Raw genomic sequence first — 20210 nt, forward strand, 5'->3', positions numbered from 1 at the left:
AAAAAGTGCAATTTTCCTGTTTAGGTGGAATAAAATTTGCTTCAATACAAGAAAATCCTGCAGGATTGAATAATTTTTTTCAATTCACACGGGTTTTTCTTATTTTTATTCCACACTGCAGATTTTTTAAATTATGAATTTTCTTAGACTTCCTTTCCTTGTCAAGCTAACCCTTGTGGTAGTTTCTGTCATTGGTCTTGGCTATCTTCTGGCATTAGGACAGACTATTCTAGCCCCCTTTTTCCTGGCATTCCTTATGGCTATGCTGTTTTTACCGGCGGCCACTTTTATGGAAAGAAAACTAAGATTTCCGAGATCAATGTCTACAATGACTTCGGTATTCATTATGCTGATGATTTTGGGTGGTATTATCTATTTCTTTACCAACCAGCTGTCTGATTTCAGTAAAGATCTTCCTCATCTTCAGGAACAGTTTACTACTGTTTTCAATAGTCTTCAGCACTGGGTTTCAAGAACCTTCAATGTAAAAGTGGATGAACAGGTAGATTATATCAATCAGGGATTGAATAAACTGTTATCTTCTTCAGGGATGATTTTAGGGTTTACTTTCGGAATTTTTTCAACAGGCTTTGGGTTTATTATATTTTTCACGCTGTTTTTTATCTTTATTTTAAATTACAGAAGACTGTTAAATAATTTTATTGTTACGGTTTTCAATGAAAGACATAAAGCAAGCGTAGTGGAAGCTGTAAATGAGATCCGTATTATGACCAAGAAATATATCTTCGGACTTTTTCTCCAGGTTATTATCGTTTCCATTTTAACATCTGTTCTTCTTACGATTCTGGGAGTGAAATACGCCATTCTCTTAGGAGTTCTTACCGGGCTGTTAAATGTCATTCCGTATCTGGGGATTTTTATTTCTCTTTTAATCTCCTGCTTTATAGCATTTGCCACTTCTACTCCTTCAACATGTATTTACGTTGCATTGGGGTATATTGCCATTCATGCTGTAGACGGCAATATCGTTCTGCCATTTGTGGTGGGTTCTAAAGTAAAGATCAATGCCTTATTTTCTTTTATCGGCATTCTTTTAGGAGAACATCTTTGGGGAATTGCGGGTATGTTCCTTTGCATTCCGGCAATAGCTATTATAAAAATTATCTGTGAAAAGGTAGATGATCTCAAACCATGGGGAAGACTTCTTGGTGAGGAACAGAAAGCTAATAAGAAAAAGAAAAGTTATAAAATTTCCAAGAATATTACACTTAAGGAAATGGACTAGAATATGAGTAATGAAAAATGAGTAAGAGTTGACATAACCCTACAACATTGTTTGTTTACCTCTTAAATAAAACGACCGCCTTTTTCAAGGCGGTCGTTTTATTTTATGATGAAATAGCACACAAAGGACTCATTCCATTTGGACAGGTTTCTGTACAGAAAATATACGTTTGGCTGTCCGGGCAGTATCCTTTATCCGGTTCAGGATTCCCACCTCCTCCACCCCCAAGGCAAGGATGCCCAGGTGGAATTTTACATGGACAGTCTATTGGCCCTATATCACATTTATCAATTCCTCCATGGATTTCTCTCAGATTTGTACGGTTTAACTTTTTAAGGTTTTTCAGCATAATATTATTAGTTTAGTTTGCATTTCAAATATAAATAATAAAATTATTCAAAACACAACGTTAACCTTACATTAACATTAATTGCATATTTCTTATAAAAATATAATCAACGAATCCTATTTTTATTATACATTTGATATAAAATCATCAATCATGAAAGTAATAAAATTCATCTTATGCTTACTCTTCGGACTTATGTTTATTAATGCCGGATTAAACAAGTTTTTTAATTACATGCCGATGGAGAAACCGACACCTGAACAAATGAAACTTTTTTCTGCTTTTGGAGAAATCAGCTGGCTGATGCCTCTAGTAGGGACTGTAGAGGTGATCGGCGGATTATTATTCATTTTTCCTAAAACAAGAGCCTTAGGAGCTATCGTTATTTTACCTGTTATGGTAGGAATTGTTGCTCACGTCTTCACTTTGGACAAATCTCCAATGGGAATGGGTATTGCCGGAGTGATGTTTCTGATCAACCTTTGGATGATTATTGATAATAGGGAAAAATATAAACACTTAGTTTCGTAAGGTCACAGATGATAGGTTGCAGGTTGCAGTACCTACAACTTATTACCTGTCATCCGACCTCTTCTCTATACAAAAGCACTGAAACCTGTAATCGATCGTCCAACGATGAGCGAGTTGATTTCTTTTGTACCTTCATAAGAATAAATCGCTTCTGCATCAGCAACAAATCTGGCTACATCGTATTCCAGAAGGATTCCGTTACCTCCCATCACTTCTCTGGCCCTGGAAACGATATCTCTTGTTCTCAGTGTACAGAAAACTTTTGCCAGTGAAGCGTGTTCATCTTTTAAAATTCCTTCATCCTGCATTTCGGACAATCTGAAAACCATGGTCTGCATTGCGGTGAGGTTAGACAGCATTTCCACAAGATGCCCCTGAATCATTTGGAATGAAGCGATAGGTCTTCCAAACTGTTCTCTTTTTCGGGTATACTCCAGTGCACTTTCATAAGCTCCCCGTGCACAGCCTGTGGCCATCCATGCAACTCCGGCCCTGGTCATTCTGAGGACTTTTCCTGTATCTTTGAAGGAATTAGCATTCTGCAGACGGTTTTCTTCAGTTATGAGACAGTCTTTTAAGGTGATCAAGCCGTTCTGGACAATCCTTAGAGCCATTTTTCCTTTAATCTTTTCTACAGAATATCCTGGATTATCTTTTTCCACAATAAATCCTTTTACCTCATCACTGTCCAGATCTCTGGCCCAGATAATGATCAGATCAGCAAAAGTGGCATTGCCTATCCATTTCTTCTGGCCGTTAAGCACCCACCCTTCAGTAGTTTTCTTACAGGTTACTGTAAGCCCGCCTGCAGCTCCTGAGCCAACCTCCGGTTCCGTGAGCCCAAAAGCTCCTATCTTTTCAAATTTCTGCATCTGCGGAAGCCATTTTTGTTTTTGCTCTTCCGAGCCACAGATATAAATAGATCCCATCGCCAGCCCTGACTGTACTCCAAAAAATGTAGCAATTGAAGCATCAATTCTCGCCATTTCCATAGCAATAACACCCTCCATCAGGAAGGGCATTCCCGGGCAGCCATATCCTTCATAGGTAACACCGCAGATGTCAAGTTTCTGGAACTTAGGGATCAGCTCGAAAGGGAATTCATCTCTGAGCCAGTAATGATTCACAAGAGGTTTTACTTCTTTTTCCATGAACGCCCTTACTTTAAGCTGAATTTCACGCTGTTCAGGGGTCAGTGTATGGTAAATATCATAGAAATCACCATCTATAGGCGGAAGTTCTTTTTTTTTCTTTTCCGGATCAAGCATTTTCATCAATCCTGAAAGCTGTTTGTCATCCAGCTTTGAAAAATTATGCATCAGCCTGGGCAGATCTACTTTTTGAGAAATAGCACTCAACTGATCAAAATCTATGGATGTAAATAATCCTATTGCGTCTCTGATTTTGGAAAACGTATTTGACATAGTGATAGATTGTAGTTTTGGTTTGTAAAAGATAAGCAAAAACTGCTCCGAAACCAATAGCAGGAACACAGATCTGTTTTACAAATAATTCAATTTCAATCCATTACAACTGAAAATTTATTTACAAACTTTTTACTTTTGATTTTCAAGCGTTACAAAAGATCCTGACTGAACTTTGGCTCAAGGAAAACATTTAAAATCAACGCTATGAAAACCACTTATATTACATTATCCCTATCAGCTGTTCTTTTATTAGGAATATACTCATGTAAAAAAGGAGAAGTTGCCACAACTGATCTTGATGCTTATGCCACCAGTGATACAACTGCCGCTGTTGTTTCAGACAGCATTTCATCAGTAGCCAGTATGAAGGTAAAAGACAAACAGTTCATCAAGACAGGAGACGTCAGTATGGAAGTAAAAGACGTATATAATGCAACCATCGCTATTGAAAAATCGGTGCAGGAACTCGGTGGTTTTGTTACCAACAGTAATCTTCAAAGTAATGTGGTTTCTGAAAGTACCTATAATACTTCTAATGAAGAAGCGATGCTTGTTAAAAAATATCAAACGGAAAACACAATGCAGGTTCGTATTCCCACTGAAAAACTGGGTGACCTTTTAACAGCCATCAATGCCAACAAATTATTCCTTAATTCAAGATCCATCAATGCGGAAGATGTGACAGCCAACATCAAATATTCTGAACTGGAAGGAAAAAGAAATCAAAAGACCGCCGAAAACATCAGCAAGCTGAAAACAAATAAAGATAAAGTAACGCTGGATAATGAGAATATGTCTGAAGGAAATCTTCAAAAGCTGCAAAGTATGAATATGACAGATGATCTGAAGTACAGCACAGTTGATATTTACATCAAAGAGCCTCAATTGCGTATTGCTGAAATTGCCGTTACCAATACTACAAGCATTGATAATAAATATAAATACAATTTCATCTATGACGCAAAAGACGGTTTCATCTATGGGTTTTACCTTATCCAGAGAATTATCGTTGCTCTTATCAACATTTGGCCGATCTTATTAATTGCAGCTGCTTTGATCTATTTTCTGAAAAAAAGAAAAACTTCAAAACCTGAACATTCAAAAATCCAGGAATAAAAGAATACTCATAACCAACTGGTTATCATCATAATTTTAGATTTTACAGCCTCCTTTTTTCGGGAGGTTTTATTTTTTTGAAAAAAAAACTGTAACGATTACAACTCCTGTTTTACCTACTGTTTAAAAGAACAGAGAATCAAAAAAATAACTACTATGAAAAATTTAATAAAACTTGGATTCGCCGCATTATTATCAGTGAACTCTTTGACTGCAAAAGCACAGAACACAAACAACGGAAAAGACAACAGTCTGCTTTGGGAAGTCTCGGGGAACGGTCTCCCTAAACCATCTTACATTACCGGAACTTTTCATATCTTATGCAGTAAAGATTTTGAGATCAGACCTAAGGTTCTGAAAGCTCTTGAAAGCACAGAAAGCTTTATTATGGAAATTAACTATACAGATCCTGCTGAGATGGTATCACTGCAAAAAATGTTTCAGGCTGACAGCAAGATATCTGATCAGCTTTCCCCGGAAGAAGCTAAAGAATTAAATACAATTCTTGCCAATTACGGAACTGATCTGAAAAGTGTTGATTCTTCAAGTCCCCAGTCACTTTATGCGCTGCTTTCCACCAAAGCGACTCCATGTCCAAAGACTGAAGTAAAGCTTTATGAAATGGAACTTCTTCAGAGAGCAATGAAAGATAAAAAAAGCATCAAAGGGCTTGAAAAAGTAGAAGATCAGATGAAATCGATTAATAAGGCTTACGATCTTAAGAGCACCATTGCTCAATTGAAAATGGGCAGGGAATATCAAATATTATTCGGACAGATGATTGAAGCTTTTAAAAATGAAAATGTGCAATCTCTTTACCGTCTTTTTAAAGTTGAAAGATTTATGAATTCCCAACAGGAAAAAGCAATGCTGACCGACAGAAATCAAAACTGGGTAAAAATAATGCCTGCCATGATGAAAAAAGAAAGTTCTTTATTTGCTGTTGGAGCATCACACCTTATGGGTAAAAATGGAATTATCCCTCTTCTGCAAGCAAAAGGCTATACGGTAAAACCTGTATCAAACTTATAACTGTAACCAAACCATGAAAGATTGTGAGTAATTCAACAGAAACTGCTTTTTTAAAGCTTGTCAACCAGCATAAAGGCATCTTATACAAAGCCTCGCGAATCTATGCGGATTCTGTAGAGGATCGGGAAGACCTGCAGCAGGAGATTCTTATCCAGCTGTGGAAATCTTATCAGACTTTCAAAGGAAACAGTGAATTCTCCACCTGGATGTACCGGGTTGCAATCAATACCGCAATTACTTTTTTGAAAAAAGAAAAACAAAGATCTGATAATCAAACGGATGCTCCCAGTTACTTTGAACTACAGCAGGAAGATTATAATCCCACCAAAGACAGGCAGTTGGAAGTTTTTTACAGCGCGGTTCACGAACTTAATTCATTAGAAAAAGCCGTCATATTTTATTTCATGGAAGGAATGTCACATAAGGAGATTGGAAACAATCTGGGCCTCAGCGAAGGTAATGCCCGGGTAAAACTCAACAGAACAAAAGAAAAAATACAGCAAATCATAAAAAAATCAGGTTATGAATTTTGATCAATTAAAAGAACAATGGAATAAAGAAGACAATCATGTCAACATTCCTGATACGATAGAACAGCTAAAGGAAAGCAAACACCCTATAGAAAGAATCCAAAAAAACATGAAAAAAGAATTTCCCATGCAGATTCTTGCCATCATTCTTATCGCTTTCTTCCCTTTTCAGTTTAAATTTCCTTCATCACAGTACATTATTTATTATGTATCCTATACCATGATGGTCGTTATATCTTCGTATTATCTGTTTGGATTTTATAAATTTTACAAACAGACAGAACTTTACACAGGAAATACCAAAAACAGCCTTTGGAAAATATATCATGAACTGCGTCTGAATATGGAACGATATCAGTCTTTCGGGTTTTTATTACTCCCTCACGTCCTTTTAACTATAGGACTGATCTTCTACAACACGATGAAAGAAAAGGGGAAATCTTTAGCAGGATTTACCGACTCTTATCAACTGGGATTAATTATTATAGTGCTCATCGGAACTTTAGGATTCATAATAAGTATTGTATTATGGACAAAATATGTCTATGGAAGAAGCGCCCGGCAACTGGAAAACATCCTGAACGAAATAGATGAATAAGAGCAGAGCTTCTCTCATAAAAGACTTATTATAAAACCTCAGACCTGTTCTGAGGTTTTGTTTTTTTTAAAAAATCGTTATTTATCATCTCCAAATTTATCTGAGGTTTTATTTTTCCGTAAATTTGCAAATCAGAAATAAATGATTATGGTTTGTTAGCTATATCATCCATAAATGATTTTCTGAACGATAAAAATTCTGTAATATGCTATCAAAAATAAATCCAACACAAACTAACAGCTGGAAAGCACTTGACGAACACTTCGCTGGAAATGACTTTGATCTTAGAACTCTTTTCCAGTATAACCCAAACCGTTTTAACGAGTTTTCCCTGCAAAAGGACAACTATCTTTTTGATTATTCTAAAAATTTAATTGACTCAAGAACAAAAGATCTTTTATTACAATTGGCTGAAGAATGTCAGTTAAAAGATGCTATTTCCAAAATGTTCTCCGGAGATAAAATCAATGAAACGGAAGGAAGAGCCGTATTACACACTGCATTAAGAGATTTCTCAGACCGTGAGATCCTTGTAGACGGAGAAAACATCAAACCGCAGATCAAGAGAGTTCTTGAGCATATGAAATCTTTTTCAGAAAAAGTAATTTCAGGAGAGCATAAAGGTTTCAGTGGAAAAGAAATTACAGATGTAGTCAATATCGGAATTGGAGGATCAGATTTAGGTCCCGTAATGGTTTGCTCAGCCTTAAAGCATTTTAAAACAAGATTAAACGCTCACTTTGTTTCCAATGTGGACGGAAATCATATCGCAGAAGTAGTGAAGGATTTAAATCCTGAAACTACTTTATTCATCATTGCTTCCAAAACATTTACCACTCAGGAAACAATGACCAATGCCAACTCCGCTAAAGACTGGTTCCTGAAAGCAGGAAAACAGGAGGATGTCGCGAAACATTTTGTAGCTTTATCTACTAATATTGAAGAAGTTAAGAAGTTCGGGATTGCAGAAGAAAATATTTTCGAGTTCTGGGATTGGGTAGGCGGAAGATATTCTCTTTGGAGTGCCATCGGGTTAAGCATTGTTCTTTCTGTAGGATATGAAAACTTTGAACAGCTTCTAAGAGGTGCTTTTGATACTGACCAACACTTCCAGACTGCAGAATTTTCTGAAAATATCCCTGTATTAATGGGGCTTTTAGGAATCTGGTACCGCAATTTTTATGCAGCAACTACATATGCAATTCTGCCTTATTCTCAATATCTGGACAGATTTGCAGCATATTTCCAGCAGGGAGATATGGAAAGTAACGGAAAATGTGTGGACAGAAATGGTGAATTTGTAGAATATGAAACCGGACCTATCATCTGGGGAGAGCCAGGCACGAATGGCCAGCACGCATTCTATCAATTAATCCATCAGGGAACTGAATTGATTCCGGCAGATTTTATTGCCTATGCAAAAAGCCCGAATAAAGTTTCCGACCATCAGGATAAATTATTAGCTAATTTTTTCGCTCAGACTGAAGCACTTGCCTTCGGAAAACTGGAAGAAGAAGTGGAGGAAGAACTAAGAAATTCCGGCCAATCAGATGAAGAAATTGACCGACTGATCAATTTCAAGGTCTTCCATGGAAACACCCCTACCAACTCAATACTATTCAAGGAGTTAACTCCGTTTTCACTGGGACAGCTTATCGCTTTGTATGAACACAAAATTTTTGTACAGGGAGTGATCTGGAATATTTTCAGCTTTGACCAGTTTGGAGTGGAATTAGGAAAAGTATTAGCCAATAAAATCCTTCCTGAACTTGAAAACAATGAAACAATAACCTCTCACGACAGTTCTACGAACGGCCTGATTAGTTATTATAAACAAAATAAATAGCAGATGTCTGCATTAAGATCATATTATTATAAACTCCCTCCCGGTTTCAGGCTTCTAGGAAGAAAAATTTTTTACTTCCCTATAGATCTTTATGAAGGACTTATTGGAAAAAGAGCTAAAAATGAGCCCAAAAAGGGTGATATCTATGTAGGAAGCAGCGACTTTATTCCCCACGGAATCCGGCAGATGAATGTATTAAAAAAATACATTTCACTCAGCAATACGGATCATGTACTGGATGTTGGATGCGGTATAGGAAGAACGGCTATAGCTTTAACGGGATTTATTGATAAAGGAACTTATGATGGTTTTGATGCTGTTGAAAAAGGAATTGTTTGGTGTGAAAAGCATATTCACAGAAAGTATCCTAATTTCAATTTTAAGTTCACCCCAATTTATAATGATCTGTATAACACCTACAGCCAAAAGGCTGAAGATTTTACATTTCCTTACGGAAACGAACTGTTTGATAAAGTCTTTCTGTTCTCGGTCTTCACCCATATGCAGATCCCGGAGATCAGACAATACCTAAAAGAAATAAGCCGGGTTCTTAAAAACAACGGACAATGTCTGGCTACTTTCTTTCTGTATGATGATTCTAAAAATGAGGAAGGAAGCATGTACTTTCCTCATCAGTATGAAGGATATAAATTAATGGATGATAAAGTAACTGCCGCCAATATAGCGGTAAGCTTACCGTTGCTCAATCAGATGGCTTACGATGCCGGGATGAAAGTAACGGTTATAAAAGAAGGATTCTGGAGAAATGATGTAAATAAAGAAAATGCTGATGAATTTCAGGATATCGTTGTATTCAATAAAATCTAAATAAAAGTAAAAAAGTAAAAATGGCAGAAATTCTTGACGGACTTAAAGTATCCAAGGAAATTAAAGCAGAGATCAAGGTTGAAGTAGAAAAGATTCTCGAAAGCAAAAGAAGAGCACCACATCTGGTAGCCATTCTTGTAGGAAATAACGGAGCGAGCAAAGCCTATGTAAACTCTAAAGTGAAAGACTGTGAGGAAGTAGGATTTCAATCCAGCTTAATCAAATTTCCAAGTACAGTTTCCGAATCCGAATTGTTGGAAAAAATTGATGAGCTTAATAAATCTAAAGCAGTGGATGGGTTTATCGTACAGTTGCCTTTACCGGACCAGATTGACCAGGAAAAGATCATCAATGCTATTGATCCAAGAAAAGATGTGGATGGTTTCCATCCTGAAAATTTTGGAAAAATGGCTCTTGAAATGGATACTTTCTTACCAGCCACTCCTTTTGGTATTCTAACACTATTGGAAAGATATAATATTGAGACCAAAGGAAAAGACTGTGTAATTATCGGAAGAAGTAAAATTGTAGGAAGACCGATGAGTATCCTTATGGGAAGAAAAGATTTCCCCGGAAACTCTACTGTTACCCTTACCCATTCTTATACAAAAGACATCGAAGAATATACAAAAAAAGCAGACATCGTTATTACAGCTTTGGGAGATCCTCACTTCTTAAAAGGAGATATGATCAAGGAAGGAGCAGTAATCATTGACGTGGGTATCACAAGAGTAGACAATGATTCTCCGAAAGGCTATTATCTTGCAGGTGATGTAGATTTTGACAGCTGTGCAGCAAAAGCGAGCTGGATCACACCGGTACCTGGAGGAGTAGGCCCAATGACGAGAGCGATGCTGATGAAAAACACCATCATTGCTTACAAAACTTCGGTCTATAACGACTAATTTTTACAATGAATAAAGAAGAAGATATTTTATTAAAAGAAGGTAAAATGCTCCCTGTCATGGAGCATTTTTACACTTTACAGGGAGAAGGAGCGCATACCGGAAAAGCAGCCTATTTTATCAGGCTGGGAGGGTGTGATGTAGGATGTCACTGGTGCGATGTAAAAGAAAGCTGGGACCCTAAGCTCCATCCTTTGATGAATGCTGCAGAAATTGCAGAAACAGCAGCCAGACACTGTAAAACAATTGTGCTGACCGGTGGTGAGCCTTTAATGTGGAACTTAGATATACTGACCTCCAGACTGAAAGAGTTAGGATGCACAATTCATATCGAAACTTCAGGAGCCTACCCTATGAGCGGGCATCTCGATTGGATTACACTTTCACCTAAGAAAACAGGACTTCCTAAAGAAGAGATTTATCAAAAAGCCAATGAACTTAAAGTAATCGTTTTCAATCAGCATGATTTTACGTTTGCTCAGGAGCAGGCAGCTAAAGTTTCTGAAAACTGTAGACTTTATCTTCAGAGTGAGTGGAGCAAAAGAAATGATATGTATCCAAAGATCACAGATTTCATTCTGGAACATCCGGAATGGCAGGCTTCAGTTCAGACACACAAATATCTGAACATACCGTAAAAAAGTGTAAATTAGCTGGTCTTATCCGCTATAATACCGATAGATGCAGAGAATTCGATACTCCAGATACCTGAAATCGATCATTATGTTGCTTGACCTCATGGTTATTGCATCTGTCTTTATATTCTTTTTTATAAGCAGAAACGAAAGTTTAAAATACCATAAAGAAACCTGGTATCAGAATATTTTTTCTTTGATTCTGTTATTTTTATTCTGGGTGCTTTTGAGCGGCAGAACAAAAATATACAATATTCCGAGGAATCTCACCTATACCCTGTTTCTTGAACGCCTTTTAATTCATTTTCTATTTTTTATACTTGGCGTTCTGCTTATAGGAAAGGTAAGTAAGAATGTATTTTTCAATTCGGATATTTACTGGCTCTCACTTTATCTTTTTATTTTCATATTTCTGGCAAAGTCACTGATCTATTTTTCGATCAAATATTTACGATCCCTGGGTGCCAACTACAGAAATGTAATGTTTCTTGGAGACACTCATTCTATAGAGATTCTTAAAAATATTTTTATCGACCGTAAAGATTATGGATACCGGATATTTGAATATGAAAACCCTCAGCTCAATATCAGTGAGCTGGTTTCTTTCTGGCAAAAAAACGGAATTCATACTTTGTTTCTATCCATGGAAAATTCTTATGATAAAAGGATTGAGAATGAAATTTTCAAGCTGGCAGAAGATCATAAGATTCATATCTCACTCATCCCAAGCATCACACAAAGTGATTTTTTCCTTTATGACCTTGGATATATACAGACTCAGCCGGTACTTAATCAGGCCCGGTATCCGCTGGATTATTATTCTAATTACCTGATGAAAAGAACATTTGATATCTTCTTTTCTGCCCTTATACTTATTTTTATATGTTCATGGGTATTTCCCATCATCGCCATTTTAATCAGAACAACTTCCAAAGGCCCGGTTTTTTTCCTTCAGAAAAGGTATGGTTTTCACGAGGAAGTCTTCAATTGTATTAAGTTCAGAACAATGATCGTCAATGATGAGTCTACCACCAAAACCACATCATTGAATGACTCCAGGATTACCAAAGTGGGTAGGTTTTTAAGAAAAACCAGTCTTGATGAACTTCCACAGTTCATTAATGTATTGAAGGGTGACATGTCTGTGGTAGGCCCACGTCCGCACATGCTGTCGGTTGATAATTATTATAAACCAAAGATCGGGAGATACAGCTTAAGAAGCATGGTTAATCCAGGCATTACGGGATTGGCACAGGTAAACGGGCTGCGTGGTGACTTAGGGGATGTGGAGGTAGAGATGAAGAAAAGAGTGCTGGCAGATACATTTTATGTAAGGAACTGGAGTTTTGTACTGGATCTGGTGATAATTTTAAAAACTATTTTTTTGGTTATCGGAGGAGATAAAAATGCCAAGTAAAAACCGGATAAAGTATATAATTTTAATACAAAAAACCAAGCTTGAGTCTTATCCCTGACTCTAGCCCAATTAAATAAAAAAGTCTAATTTAGCAGTATGTTAAAAAAGTTTTTCACAGCGATAGGGGAATACATTATCCTCTTGGGAAAATCCCTACAGAAACCTCAGAAAATGAGGGTTTTCTGGAAGCTGTTCATGAGAGAAATTAATGATTTGGGAGTAAATTCTTTCGGGCTTGTAGTCTTTACATCAATATTTGTGGGGGCTGTAGTTGCTATTCAGATGTTCAATAACTTTGATGCTTCTTCATTTCCTATTCCTACTTCATTTGTAGGATACGCTACAAAGGCAGTATTGGTTCTGGAATTTTCACCAACTATTATCAGTCTGATTCTGGCAGGTAAAGTAGGATCCTATATTGCATCCAGTATTGGAACGATGAGGGTTTCCGAACAGATTGATGCACTGGATATCATGGGAGTCAACTCCCCCAATTTTTTGATTCTCCCTAAAATTGCTGCCTGTATGCTCTTTAATCCGCTACTTATCGCCATCAGTATCGTATTTGGTATTGGCGGAGGATATATTGCCGGAATTCTGACCGGAAACTGGACCGAGAACGACTATATCGTAGGAATTCAAATGTATATGCCCAATCTGTTCATCTATTATGCATTTGTCAAAACAATCGTTTTTGCCTTCATCATTGCCACAGTACCTTCTTATTTCGGATATAATGTGAAAGGAGGCTCACTTGAAGTAGGTAGAGCCAGTACACAGGCTGTAGTATGGACAATGGTATTCATTATCATTTCCGAATTAATTTTAACCCAATTAATATTAAGCTGATGATTGAGGTAAAAGATCTTAAGAAAAGTTTTGGAGATGTTGAAGTACTTAAGGGAATTTCAACTTCATTTGATAAAGGAAAAGTAAACTTGATCATTGGGCAGAGTGGTTCGGGAAAAACGGTTTTTCTTAAAAGTTTATTGAATGTATACATGCCTTCATCAGGAGAAATCCTGTTTGATGGAAAAGATATCAATACCATGACAAGAGATGAAAAACAGCATCTCCGCTCGGAAATCGGGACTGTATTCCAGGGAAGCGCATTATTTGATTCTTTAACAGTAGAAGAAAATATTATGTTCCCTCTCGATATGTTTACCAACCTTACTTACAGAGAAAAAAAGAAAAGGGTTTTTGAGGTAATAGGAAGAGTACATCTTGATAAAGCAGAAAGAAAATATCCTTCTGAGATCTCAGGAGGAATGCAGAAAAGAGTTGCTATTGCACGGGCCATTGTTAACAATCCTAAATATCTGTTCTGTGATGAGCCCAACTCAGGGCTGGATCCATATACCTCAAAGGTAATTGATGATCTTCTGTATGAAATCACAAAAGAATACAACACAACAACCATCATCAATACCCATGATATGAATTCGGTAATGACAATTGGCGAGAAAATTGTATACCTAAGATTAGGAATCAAAGAATGGGAAGGTAATAAGGACATTCTGATCACAGCAGGCAATAAAAATCTGATTGATTTCGTTTATTCTTCAGAGCTCTTTAAAGAACTGAGAGAATATTTACTTGAGAATAATAAAACGATCGAGAATACAAAAATAGACGATAATGAAAAAGGTACTTAGTATAGCTTTAATAGGGTTTTCAATGTGTGCGTCTGCACAGATCTCTCTGGCAGGTAAGGCAAATTTAATTTTTCCTACAGGCTCTCCATCATGGTCCAACATCAAGGGAACAGTGAATGATGCCATTGAAGGGACAGGTAAAAATAATGTAGGTTTCAATGTTGGGCTTTCCTTAAAAGTAGGGCTTCCTACCTCATTGTTTGTGATGCCGGAAATCTATTATACTCACTTTAAAAATGAGTTTACTACAGATAATACTACTTTTGATGTAAAAAGCAACCGTATTGATGTTCCGGTTCTTTTAGGATATAACCTTTTGGGGAATATGCTTGGGGTTTTTGTAGGACCCGTTGGAAGTTTTAACTTGAATAAAGACAATACTTACAACGATTTCAAAGAAAATGCTAAAAACGACTTTACAGTAGGATATCAGTTTGGCGCACAGCTTGAAATCAAAAAGCTTATTGTAAATGCAAAATATGAAGGAGCTTTCAGTAAAGATCAGAGAAATTTTATCAACAGAGTTTCCGGTTCGGAAATCAGATATGATAACAGACCCAACCTGTTTATGGTAGGTTTAGGATATAAATTCTAATTTAATATCGAAAATAACAACTTTAAACCCTCAAATTTTATATTTGAGGGTTTTTATTTTGTGCTTCAAGTTCAGCCTGACGTTTTGCAATTTCTGCAGCCTGTTTCTCAAGTTCTTCTTTGTCTTTCTGCAGCTGCTTGAATTCTTTTTTCTTCTGCTCTGCTCTGATAGCGCTGCCTTTACTTACATACCCCACCATTCCTCCAATGATAAGTCCTATCCCAACTCCTGCCATCATTCCCATAATGTGGGAAATTTTTATTTGTTCTACGGCAAAATCGGTCGTTAGATAGAAAAGTAATGCAGAAACAGCTAAAAGTATAAGTCCGGTAATTGATAAACTCTTCATAATATTGTGTTTAGGTGGTTACATAAAAAAGCCTTACCAAATTTACTAAAAATTTAATAAGGCCTTACTCAAGATTAAAATTCTAATTATAGTTTTCCTCCTGCAGCCTTATAATATTCCAAAGCTTTGGGAAGATCTTTGTTGATATCTGAAATTCTTGTTTCAGGATTCGGGTGGGTAGATAAGAATTCAGGTTGTCTGGACCCTGAAGATGCTGCTTCCATTCTGTTCCAGAAAGGGATCGCTGCCCTCGGGTCATATCCTGCCATAGACATCAGATAAAGCCCCATTTCATCAGCTTCTGATTCCTGATTTCTTCCATATTTCAATAAAGCGACTTGTGAACCGATAGGATAAACCTTCTGGAAAACACTGGCCCATTGGGAATTTGAAATGGTGCCTCCCAGAATAGCTCCTCCATACTGAGCTACCATTGCCTGAGAAATTCTTTCGTTTCCATGGCCTGCCAATGCATGGGAAACCTCATGTCCCATCACGACGGCAAGTCCGTTATCATCTTTTGTGATCGGTAGTATTCCTGTATATACTGCTACTTTACCTCCAGGCATACACCATGCATTGAGTTCATTACTCTGCAGAAGATTAAATTCCCAGTTATAGTTGGCAAGATCTGCTGATCTTCCTATGCTCTGATAATATCTTTCCGCAGCACTTTTAATTCTGTTTCCTACATTTACCACTCTTTTTGCATCTGCTGTACCGGTAATAACTTTACCTTTGGACAATGTCGTTCTGTATTCCTGTGAAGACATTGTTAAAATTTCTGAATTGTTGGCCAGCTGTAAAGAAGATCTTCCCGTAATCGGGTTTGTAGTACAGGCAACGGCCGACAGAGCAATAGCTCCTATTCCTAATAGATGTGTAACTTTCATAGTTTGAGTGTTAATAATTCAACCTTAACAATTTTTATTCCAAAATATTCCAGAAAGAATATATTTGCATACATTTTGCTGTTTAAATTTAATAATTATATCATTATGAAAAAGTATATTTCTTTGCTGATGATTTTTGGATTCCTGTTCTTTTTTCAGAGCTGTGCGTCACAAGGTTCATTAGATCCGAAAACCGTGGACACTTTAGTAAGTTCTCAGGAATTTACCTTCCATGCAGAAAGAGCCAATCCTACGAATTATGATGTTATCAATGTTTTGAATTCAATGCCTAACGCTACTGCCACCAGAATACTTAACCTGAGCGGAGATTATACCATTGATGTCAGCAAAAATACGCTTGATGTAGTGTTGCCTTATTTCGGAAGACTGTTCAATCCAACATACGGAAATACAAGTGATAACAGCTATAGATTTACTTCAAAAGATTTCACCGTAACGAAAACTCAGAATAAAAAAGGAACCTGGACATTAAAGTTCAAGCCTAATGATACAAGAAATGTGGATCAGATCAATATAGAAATTTTTAAAAACGGTAAAGCTTTAGTTTCTATGAGAAGTAATGACAGGCAACCGATTAGCTACGACGGATATATTTCAAAAATGCAGGAAAAAAAGGAAAAAGAAAAACCTTAGTCACTCTTTTTTCCCGATAAAAATTTTTCAACAAATAATTTTGCTTCAGTACTTGGATTAGAGATCATTGCTGAAGCATTTTTTTTGTGCATATCATAAGCCTCTTCCAAAGAATTGTCTTTTTTCATCAATGATAAAATATATTCCTGAACCCAGTATTCAAAACGTTTTTCAGCCTGCTGGACGCGGATTTCTTCAAAACGGCCGCTTTTCTTTTTCAGATCAATAAATTCAAATATTTTATCATAAACCTCCTGCAAGCCTTCATTATGAAGGGCCGAGCCCAGCAGAACAGGGATTTTCCAGCCTTTTTCCTTAGGAGGAATAAAGTCCAAAGCTCTTTTTAATTCAAGCCTTGTATTTTTTGCTTTCTGAAGATTATCCTGGTCTACCTTGTTGATGAAAATAACGTCTACCATTTCCATAATGCCGCGCTTTATACCCTGAAGTTCATCTCCACCTCCAATGATTTTAAGGAATAAGAAAAAATCAGTAATATCCGCCACGAGTACTTCCGATTGTCCTACTCCTACTGTTTCTATTAAAATGTAATCATATCCTGCGGCCTCACAGATCATCATGGTTTCAAAAGTAGTATTGGCTACTCCACCCAAAAAGCCTGAACTTGGGGAAGGACGTATAAAGGCATTTACTTCTTTGGCAAGCTCTTCCATTCTGGTTTTATCCCCTAGAATACTTCCTTTGTTGATTGCCGAGCTGGGATCAATAGCCAAAACAGCTACTTTTTTTCCCTGAGCAATAGCCAACCTTCCAAAATTTTCTATAAAAGTGGATTTTCCGGCTCCCGGAACTCCGGTGACTCCTACCCTCACAGAGTTTCCGGTAAAGGGCATGATCTTCTTCAAAAGTTCCTCTGCCTGTACCCTGTGTTCTGCTTTTTTACTTTCAACCAATGTAATAGCTTTTGCAATCAGGCGTTTGTTTCCTGACTGTATTCCTTCTATTAACTCTTCTGTAGAAAATTTCATTGATTCAAAATTAATAATTAAAATGGGAATGGTCAATAGCCGTCTTATATTGATAAGGCAAAAGGCGTAAATTGTCCTGATCTGATGTTAACAATTTTTTATCAAGGTAATTTTTATTTCTTCTAAATTAAAACTACAGCACCCTGCATCAAAGGCTTAAGGAATTTATTACATTTGTTATATATCAAAAAAAGAAACATGAAAAAACTCATCGCTGCGGCTTCGTTAACTGCTATCCTGCTGGTTTCCTGTACGCCGAAAGCTGCTACATCTACTGCTGCTGCAGGAGCTTCAGGTTCTACTGCGGAACAGATTGCTCAGGGGAAAACTATTTTTGAAAATTCCTGCGGAAGATGTCATAAATTACCGGATCCTGCTTCACACAGTCCTGTAAAATGGGTAGGAATCATGAATTCGATGGCGCCAAAAGCTAAACTGACGGATGAACAGCATCAATGGGTTTATGACTATATTGTTTCTGTGAAGAAGTAATCAACAAACAAAAATAGTATGAAAAAAATCATCTTAGCCGGTATCGCAACATCAGCATTTCTGGTATCATGCGGACCAAAAAGTGTGGCTGTAACAGGGCCAAAGTATACCTCATCAGAGCAATTGGCACAAGGAAAAACCATTTTTGAAAATTCCTGCGCAAAATGTCATAAACTGCCGGAACCAACCAAGCATGATGACAAAGGATGGATCAACACCTTAAGCAGGATGGCTCCAAAGGCTAAGCTGACGGATGACCAACATCAAATGGTATACGATTATCTGATTTCCGTAAATAAAAAATAAGCTTTCAATTGAAAGCTTATTTTCCTTTAATGATATCAGGTTAAAACAGATTATTCTGTCTTTTTTACAGTTCCTGTTCTGGTTGTCTTTGATTTGATTAATTTTTCTCTATCTTCAATGAATTCAAGAGCAGCACGGCTGTAAGCAAACTTTTTGGCCTCTTTAAGGGTTGCTAAAGCTTTTTTGTACTCAAAGTTTCTTTCCTGCAGAAGCGACAGGCAGTTGAGAATTTCCGATCTGTCAATTCCTTTCAGCTTTAGAGCAAATTCAATCAGTTTCTCTGCTTCTTTATAATCTTCATTATTCAGGAGACACTCAATATAATATTTTGGAGTATTTACATTTCCAATGTTATTCTGCATTGCTTCATCAAAGTACTTCTTAGCCGTTTCATAATCCTTCAATTCTTCTGAATATACTCTTCCCATCAGACAAAGGCTGTCTGCATCTTCCGGTTCGTAGGATAAGGCATAGTTCAGCGCATCCATGCACTCCGCAAGGTTGAAAGGAAAGTAGTCCAGCGCTTCAAAATAATATTTACTTTTAGTTAAGGTCATTTCTGTAGTTTTTAAGTTCATTTTTCAAGGCATTCCTTTGTTTTTTGAATGTCCTGTCTTCATAATTCTTTTTAAAATCTGTTCCTGAGAATGTACGAACCGGATTCCCACGCTCTATCTGCATCTGAAGAGACCAGGTTTCTTTCAGGTTTCTTTCCAAATTTTGCAGATAGGCAGCCATTACCTTTTCTTTGAGTCTGATAACGGAACGTTTTTTATTTTCCAGCTGCGAACGGGAATCCTGTACAAAAACAGTTTCCTTAGTGGGAATATGGGTAGCACGCACGGCAGTATTCACCTTATTTACATTTTGCCCTCCACTTCCCTGGCTTCTCGCAGTCTGAAACCGGATATCTTTTTCATTGAAATCGATCATTTTTATATTTTCCAATTCAAAAATTCCAATAAACCAATTGCTTCTTTTATGCAGTTTCCTGAATGTACTCTTCCCTATCCAGCAAACACTTCCCAGCCAGTTTTTTAAGAAAAGATTTATTTCTTTTCCTTTCAAAAGGATAGTCACAGATTTTAATGTCAGGTTTTCATCACCGTTTTCACGATGAATGATTTCGTATTCTATTGTATTTTGTTTTGCCTCTTCAAGAAAGGTCTTCAAAACCCTGGCTACTACCCACTGGCATTCCAAAGGACCTCTTCCTGAAGTGATCTGTATTAATTTTTCCATTTTTATATTGGCATTTTACTTAATAAAGGGTGCCCCACCGGATCTATCCCTTTTTGTAATAAATCTTTTGCGGCCATTACTGCCCAGCATTTGTCACTGGAGTGAATATTTCTGTAAAATGAAAGTAAAATATCAGGTCTCACAACGGTAAAATCATTGGCTTCAACTGTTTCAAGATCATCTTTTTCAAAGAAGTCAATGGTAATTCTGTGAAATTTTTCATTTTCCAGCTCAACTGTTTTTTCATATCTGCGAAAGTTTTCCTCACTGGGCAAATGATCATACCGGGTCCAGACTTTCTGAAATCCTTCCTTCTGAAGAATGATCACTACGTCTGCTATATTTTCTTTCTTTACAAAAACATCAATATCCTTATGGTCATGGGCATGTTTATATTCCATATGTCCTGTTTCTGACATAAAATGCCATGCCCAGCCACCTGATAAAATGACTTTATCTCTTAATTTATCTAAAATTTCAAGCCCTAACCGGATTCTGAATTCCGGCCAGACTTCACCGTATCTTTTTATGTTATGTGGTGCTCCCATTTTTTTTTAAATATTTTATTTATT

25 protein-coding genes are annotated in these 20210 nt (G+C 36.9%); 17 read left to right on the forward strand and 8 right to left on the reverse strand.

The annotated features are described in order from the left end of the window. Positions 1–133: 133 nt before the first annotated feature. Positions 134–1246, forward strand: a complete 1113-nt coding sequence (locus tag CRS_RS16560; RefSeq protein ID WP_142725126.1) for an AI-2E family transporter — start codon at positions 134–136, stop codon at positions 1244–1246. A gap of 103 nt (positions 1247–1349) precedes the next feature. On the opposite strand, the gene CRS_RS16565 is transcribed toward CRS_RS16560, so the two are convergent. Then, positions 1350–1595, reverse strand: coding sequence for a hypothetical protein (locus CRS_RS16565; RefSeq protein ID WP_142725127.1), 246 nt, complete (start codon positions 1593–1595; stop codon positions 1350–1352). Between the two features lie 153 nt (positions 1596–1748). On the opposite strand from CRS_RS16565, the gene CRS_RS16570 reads away from it, so the two are divergent. After that, on the forward strand, positions 1749–2126 hold the full coding sequence (locus CRS_RS16570; RefSeq protein ID WP_142725128.1) for a DoxX family protein: 378 nt from the start codon (positions 1749–1751) through the stop codon (positions 2124–2126). Between the two features lie 65 nt (positions 2127–2191). Here CRS_RS16570 and CRS_RS16575 read toward each other — a convergent pair whose 3' ends face one another. Further along, complete coding sequence (locus tag CRS_RS16575) at positions 2192–3550, reverse strand: acyl-CoA dehydrogenase family protein (RefSeq protein WP_142725129.1); 1359 nt, start codon at positions 3548–3550, stop codon at positions 2192–2194. A gap of 207 nt (positions 3551–3757) precedes the next feature. Here CRS_RS16575 and CRS_RS16580 point away from each other — a divergent pair, with 207 nt between their 5' ends. From CRS_RS16580 to CRS_RS16635, 12 genes are all read left to right on the forward strand, one after another. Continuing rightward, entirely contained in the window at positions 3758–4669 is a 912-nt protein-coding gene (locus tag CRS_RS16580) for a DUF4349 domain-containing protein (protein WP_142725130.1), read from the forward strand. Between the two features lie 156 nt (positions 4670–4825). Then, positions 4826–5701: a TraB/GumN family protein gene (locus CRS_RS16585; RefSeq protein ID WP_142725131.1), complete on the forward strand. Its 876-nt coding sequence runs from the start codon at positions 4826–4828 to the stop codon at positions 5699–5701. A gap of 23 nt (positions 5702–5724) precedes the next feature. Then, a complete protein-coding gene (locus CRS_RS16590) occupies positions 5725–6234 on the forward strand; it encodes an RNA polymerase sigma factor (RefSeq protein WP_142725132.1) in 510 nt (169 codons plus the stop codon). Beyond that, complete coding sequence (locus CRS_RS16595; protein WP_142725133.1) at positions 6224–6829, forward strand: hypothetical protein; 606 nt, start codon at positions 6224–6226, stop codon at positions 6827–6829. Before CRS_RS16590 ends, CRS_RS16595 begins: the two co-directional genes overlap by 11 nt. Before the next feature lie 205 nt (positions 6830–7034). After that, positions 7035–8675 (forward strand): glucose-6-phosphate isomerase, encoded by a 1641-nt coding sequence (pgi, locus tag CRS_RS16600; protein WP_142725134.1) that lies wholly within the window; start codon positions 7035–7037, stop codon positions 8673–8675. A gap of 3 nt (positions 8676–8678) precedes the next feature. Continuing rightward, complete coding sequence (locus CRS_RS16605) at positions 8679–9503, forward strand: class I SAM-dependent methyltransferase (protein ID WP_142725135.1); 825 nt, start codon at positions 8679–8681, stop codon at positions 9501–9503. A gap of 20 nt (positions 9504–9523) precedes the next feature. Then, positions 9524–10408 (forward strand): bifunctional 5,10-methylenetetrahydrofolate dehydrogenase/5,10-methenyltetrahydrofolate cyclohydrolase, encoded by an 885-nt coding sequence (locus CRS_RS16610; RefSeq protein ID WP_002983915.1) that lies wholly within the window; start codon positions 9524–9526, stop codon positions 10406–10408. A gap of 8 nt (positions 10409–10416) precedes the next feature. Next, positions 10417–11046 (forward strand): 7-carboxy-7-deazaguanine synthase QueE, encoded by a 630-nt coding sequence (locus CRS_RS16615; RefSeq protein ID WP_142725136.1) that lies wholly within the window; start codon positions 10417–10419, stop codon positions 11044–11046. Positions 11047–11089: 43 nt separating this feature from the next. Then, a complete protein-coding gene (locus tag CRS_RS16620) occupies positions 11090–12460 on the forward strand; it encodes an exopolysaccharide biosynthesis polyprenyl glycosylphosphotransferase (RefSeq protein WP_142725137.1) in 1371 nt (456 codons plus the stop codon). A gap of 96 nt (positions 12461–12556) precedes the next feature. Beyond that, complete coding sequence (locus CRS_RS16625; RefSeq protein WP_142725138.1) at positions 12557–13309, forward strand: ABC transporter permease; 753 nt, start codon at positions 12557–12559, stop codon at positions 13307–13309. Next, positions 13309–14118 carry an ABC transporter ATP-binding protein gene (locus CRS_RS16630; protein ID WP_142725139.1) on the forward strand — a complete coding sequence of 270 codons (810 nt, stop codon included), beginning with the start codon at positions 13309–13311 and terminating at the stop codon, positions 14116–14118. Before CRS_RS16625 ends, CRS_RS16630 begins: the two co-directional genes overlap by 1 nt. Next, a complete protein-coding gene (locus tag CRS_RS16635; protein WP_142725140.1) occupies positions 14102–14713 on the forward strand; it encodes an outer membrane beta-barrel protein in 612 nt (203 codons plus the stop codon). The genes CRS_RS16630 and CRS_RS16635 overlap by 17 nt, the downstream gene beginning before the upstream one ends. Before the next feature lie 37 nt (positions 14714–14750). Here the strand turns inward: CRS_RS16635 and CRS_RS16640 are convergent, their stop codons facing one another. Next, positions 14751–15062: a hypothetical protein gene (locus CRS_RS16640; protein ID WP_142725141.1), complete on the reverse strand. Its 312-nt coding sequence runs from the start codon at positions 15060–15062 to the stop codon at positions 14751–14753. A gap of 86 nt (positions 15063–15148) precedes the next feature. Then, on the reverse strand, positions 15149–15955 hold the full coding sequence (locus CRS_RS16645) for a M48 family metallopeptidase (protein WP_142725142.1): 807 nt from the start codon (positions 15953–15955) through the stop codon (positions 15149–15151). Between the two features lie 105 nt (positions 15956–16060). On the opposite strand from CRS_RS16645, the gene CRS_RS16650 reads away from it, so the two are divergent. Next, positions 16061–16609: a DUF4251 domain-containing protein gene (locus CRS_RS16650; RefSeq protein WP_142725143.1), complete on the forward strand. Its 549-nt coding sequence runs from the start codon at positions 16061–16063 to the stop codon at positions 16607–16609. Here CRS_RS16650 and meaB read toward each other — a convergent pair. Beyond that, a complete protein-coding gene (gene meaB / locus CRS_RS16655; RefSeq protein ID WP_142725144.1) occupies positions 16606–17598 on the reverse strand; it encodes a methylmalonyl Co-A mutase-associated GTPase MeaB in 993 nt (330 codons plus the stop codon). The two genes, CRS_RS16650 and meaB, sit on opposite strands and share 4 nt — an antisense overlap. Positions 17599–17796: 198 nt before the next feature. Here meaB and CRS_RS16660 point away from each other — a divergent pair, with 198 nt between their 5' ends. Next, the gene (locus CRS_RS16660; RefSeq protein ID WP_142725145.1) at positions 17797–18090 is read left to right on the forward strand and encodes a cytochrome c; all 294 of its coding nucleotides are present in this window, start codon (positions 17797–17799) and stop codon (positions 18088–18090) included. Between the two features lie 18 nt (positions 18091–18108). Then, the gene (locus CRS_RS16665) at positions 18109–18396 is read left to right on the forward strand and encodes a c-type cytochrome (RefSeq protein ID WP_142725146.1); all 288 of its coding nucleotides are present in this window, start codon (positions 18109–18111) and stop codon (positions 18394–18396) included. A 50-nt stretch (positions 18397–18446) separates the two neighbouring features. Here CRS_RS16665 and CRS_RS16670 read toward each other — a convergent pair whose 3' ends face one another. From CRS_RS16670 to CRS_RS16680, 3 genes are read right to left on the reverse strand one after another with little or no spacing between them, the layout of a single operon-like run. Next, the gene (locus CRS_RS16670) at positions 18447–18953 is read right to left on the reverse strand and encodes a hypothetical protein (protein WP_142725147.1); all 507 of its coding nucleotides are present in this window, start codon (positions 18951–18953) and stop codon (positions 18447–18449) included. Beyond that, positions 18940–19638 carry a peptide chain release factor H gene (gene prfH, locus CRS_RS16675; protein WP_142725148.1) on the reverse strand — a complete coding sequence of 233 codons (699 nt, stop codon included), beginning with the start codon at positions 19636–19638 and terminating at the stop codon, positions 18940–18942. Before prfH ends, CRS_RS16670 begins: the two co-directional genes overlap by 14 nt. A 2-nt stretch (positions 19639–19640) precedes the next feature. Then, positions 19641–20186 (reverse strand): hypothetical protein, encoded by a 546-nt coding sequence (locus CRS_RS16680; protein ID WP_142725149.1) that lies wholly within the window; start codon positions 20184–20186, stop codon positions 19641–19643. Positions 20187–20210: the final 24 nt, after the last annotated feature.

The sequence above is a fragment of the Chryseobacterium sp. ON_d1 genome (assembly GCF_006829085.1).
Taxonomy (GTDB): domain Bacteria; phylum Bacteroidota; class Bacteroidia; order Flavobacteriales; family Weeksellaceae; genus Chryseobacterium.

What these genes read in the sequence shown, in the direction of transcription:
- CRS_RS16560 (WP_142725126.1), top strand. Translation starts at nt 134, where the DNA reads ATGAATTTTCTTAGACTTCCTTTCCTTGTCAAGCTAACCCTTGTGGTA.
- CRS_RS16565 (WP_142725127.1), bottom strand. Translation starts at nt 1,595, where the DNA reads ATGCTGAAAAACCTTAAAAAGTTAAACCGTACAAATCTGAGAGAAATC.
- CRS_RS16570 (WP_142725128.1), top strand. Translation starts at nt 1,749, where the DNA reads ATGAAAGTAATAAAATTCATCTTATGCTTACTCTTCGGACTTATGTTT.
- CRS_RS16575 (WP_142725129.1), bottom strand. Translation starts at nt 3,550, where the DNA reads ATGTCAAATACGTTTTCCAAAATCAGAGACGCAATAGGATTATTTACA.
- CRS_RS16580 (WP_142725130.1), top strand. Translation starts at nt 3,758, where the DNA reads ATGAAAACCACTTATATTACATTATCCCTATCAGCTGTTCTTTTATTA.
- CRS_RS16585 (WP_142725131.1), top strand. Translation starts at nt 4,826, where the DNA reads ATGAAAAATTTAATAAAACTTGGATTCGCCGCATTATTATCAGTGAAC.
- CRS_RS16595 (WP_142725133.1), top strand. Translation starts at nt 6,224, where the DNA reads ATGAATTTTGATCAATTAAAAGAACAATGGAATAAAGAAGACAATCAT.
- pgi (WP_142725134.1), top strand. Translation starts at nt 7,035, where the DNA reads ATGCTATCAAAAATAAATCCAACACAAACTAACAGCTGGAAAGCACTT.
- CRS_RS16605 (WP_142725135.1), top strand. Translation starts at nt 8,679, where the DNA reads ATGTCTGCATTAAGATCATATTATTATAAACTCCCTCCCGGTTTCAGG.
- CRS_RS16610 (WP_002983915.1), top strand. Translation starts at nt 9,524, where the DNA reads ATGGCAGAAATTCTTGACGGACTTAAAGTATCCAAGGAAATTAAAGCA.
- CRS_RS16615 (WP_142725136.1), top strand. Translation starts at nt 10,417, where the DNA reads ATGAATAAAGAAGAAGATATTTTATTAAAAGAAGGTAAAATGCTCCCT.
- CRS_RS16620 (WP_142725137.1), top strand. Translation starts at nt 11,090, where the DNA reads ATGCAGAGAATTCGATACTCCAGATACCTGAAATCGATCATTATGTTG.
- CRS_RS16625 (WP_142725138.1), top strand. Translation starts at nt 12,557, where the DNA reads ATGTTAAAAAAGTTTTTCACAGCGATAGGGGAATACATTATCCTCTTG.
- CRS_RS16630 (WP_142725139.1), top strand. Translation starts at nt 13,309, where the DNA reads ATGATTGAGGTAAAAGATCTTAAGAAAAGTTTTGGAGATGTTGAAGTA.
- CRS_RS16635 (WP_142725140.1), top strand. Translation starts at nt 14,102, where the DNA reads ATGAAAAAGGTACTTAGTATAGCTTTAATAGGGTTTTCAATGTGTGCG.
- CRS_RS16640 (WP_142725141.1), bottom strand. Translation starts at nt 15,062, where the DNA reads ATGAAGAGTTTATCAATTACCGGACTTATACTTTTAGCTGTTTCTGCA.
- CRS_RS16645 (WP_142725142.1), bottom strand. Translation starts at nt 15,955, where the DNA reads ATGAAAGTTACACATCTATTAGGAATAGGAGCTATTGCTCTGTCGGCC.
- CRS_RS16650 (WP_142725143.1), top strand. Translation starts at nt 16,061, where the DNA reads ATGAAAAAGTATATTTCTTTGCTGATGATTTTTGGATTCCTGTTCTTT.
- meaB (WP_142725144.1), bottom strand. Translation starts at nt 17,598, where the DNA reads ATGAAATTTTCTACAGAAGAGTTAATAGAAGGAATACAGTCAGGAAAC.
- CRS_RS16660 (WP_142725145.1), top strand. Translation starts at nt 17,797, where the DNA reads ATGAAAAAACTCATCGCTGCGGCTTCGTTAACTGCTATCCTGCTGGTT.
- CRS_RS16665 (WP_142725146.1), top strand. Translation starts at nt 18,109, where the DNA reads ATGAAAAAAATCATCTTAGCCGGTATCGCAACATCAGCATTTCTGGTA.
- CRS_RS16670 (WP_142725147.1), bottom strand. Translation starts at nt 18,953, where the DNA reads ATGACCTTAACTAAAAGTAAATATTATTTTGAAGCGCTGGACTACTTT.
- prfH (WP_142725148.1), bottom strand. Translation starts at nt 19,638, where the DNA reads ATGGAAAAATTAATACAGATCACTTCAGGAAGAGGTCCTTTGGAATGC.
- CRS_RS16680 (WP_142725149.1), bottom strand. Translation starts at nt 20,186, where the DNA reads ATGGGAGCACCACATAACATAAAAAGATACGGTGAAGTCTGGCCGGAA.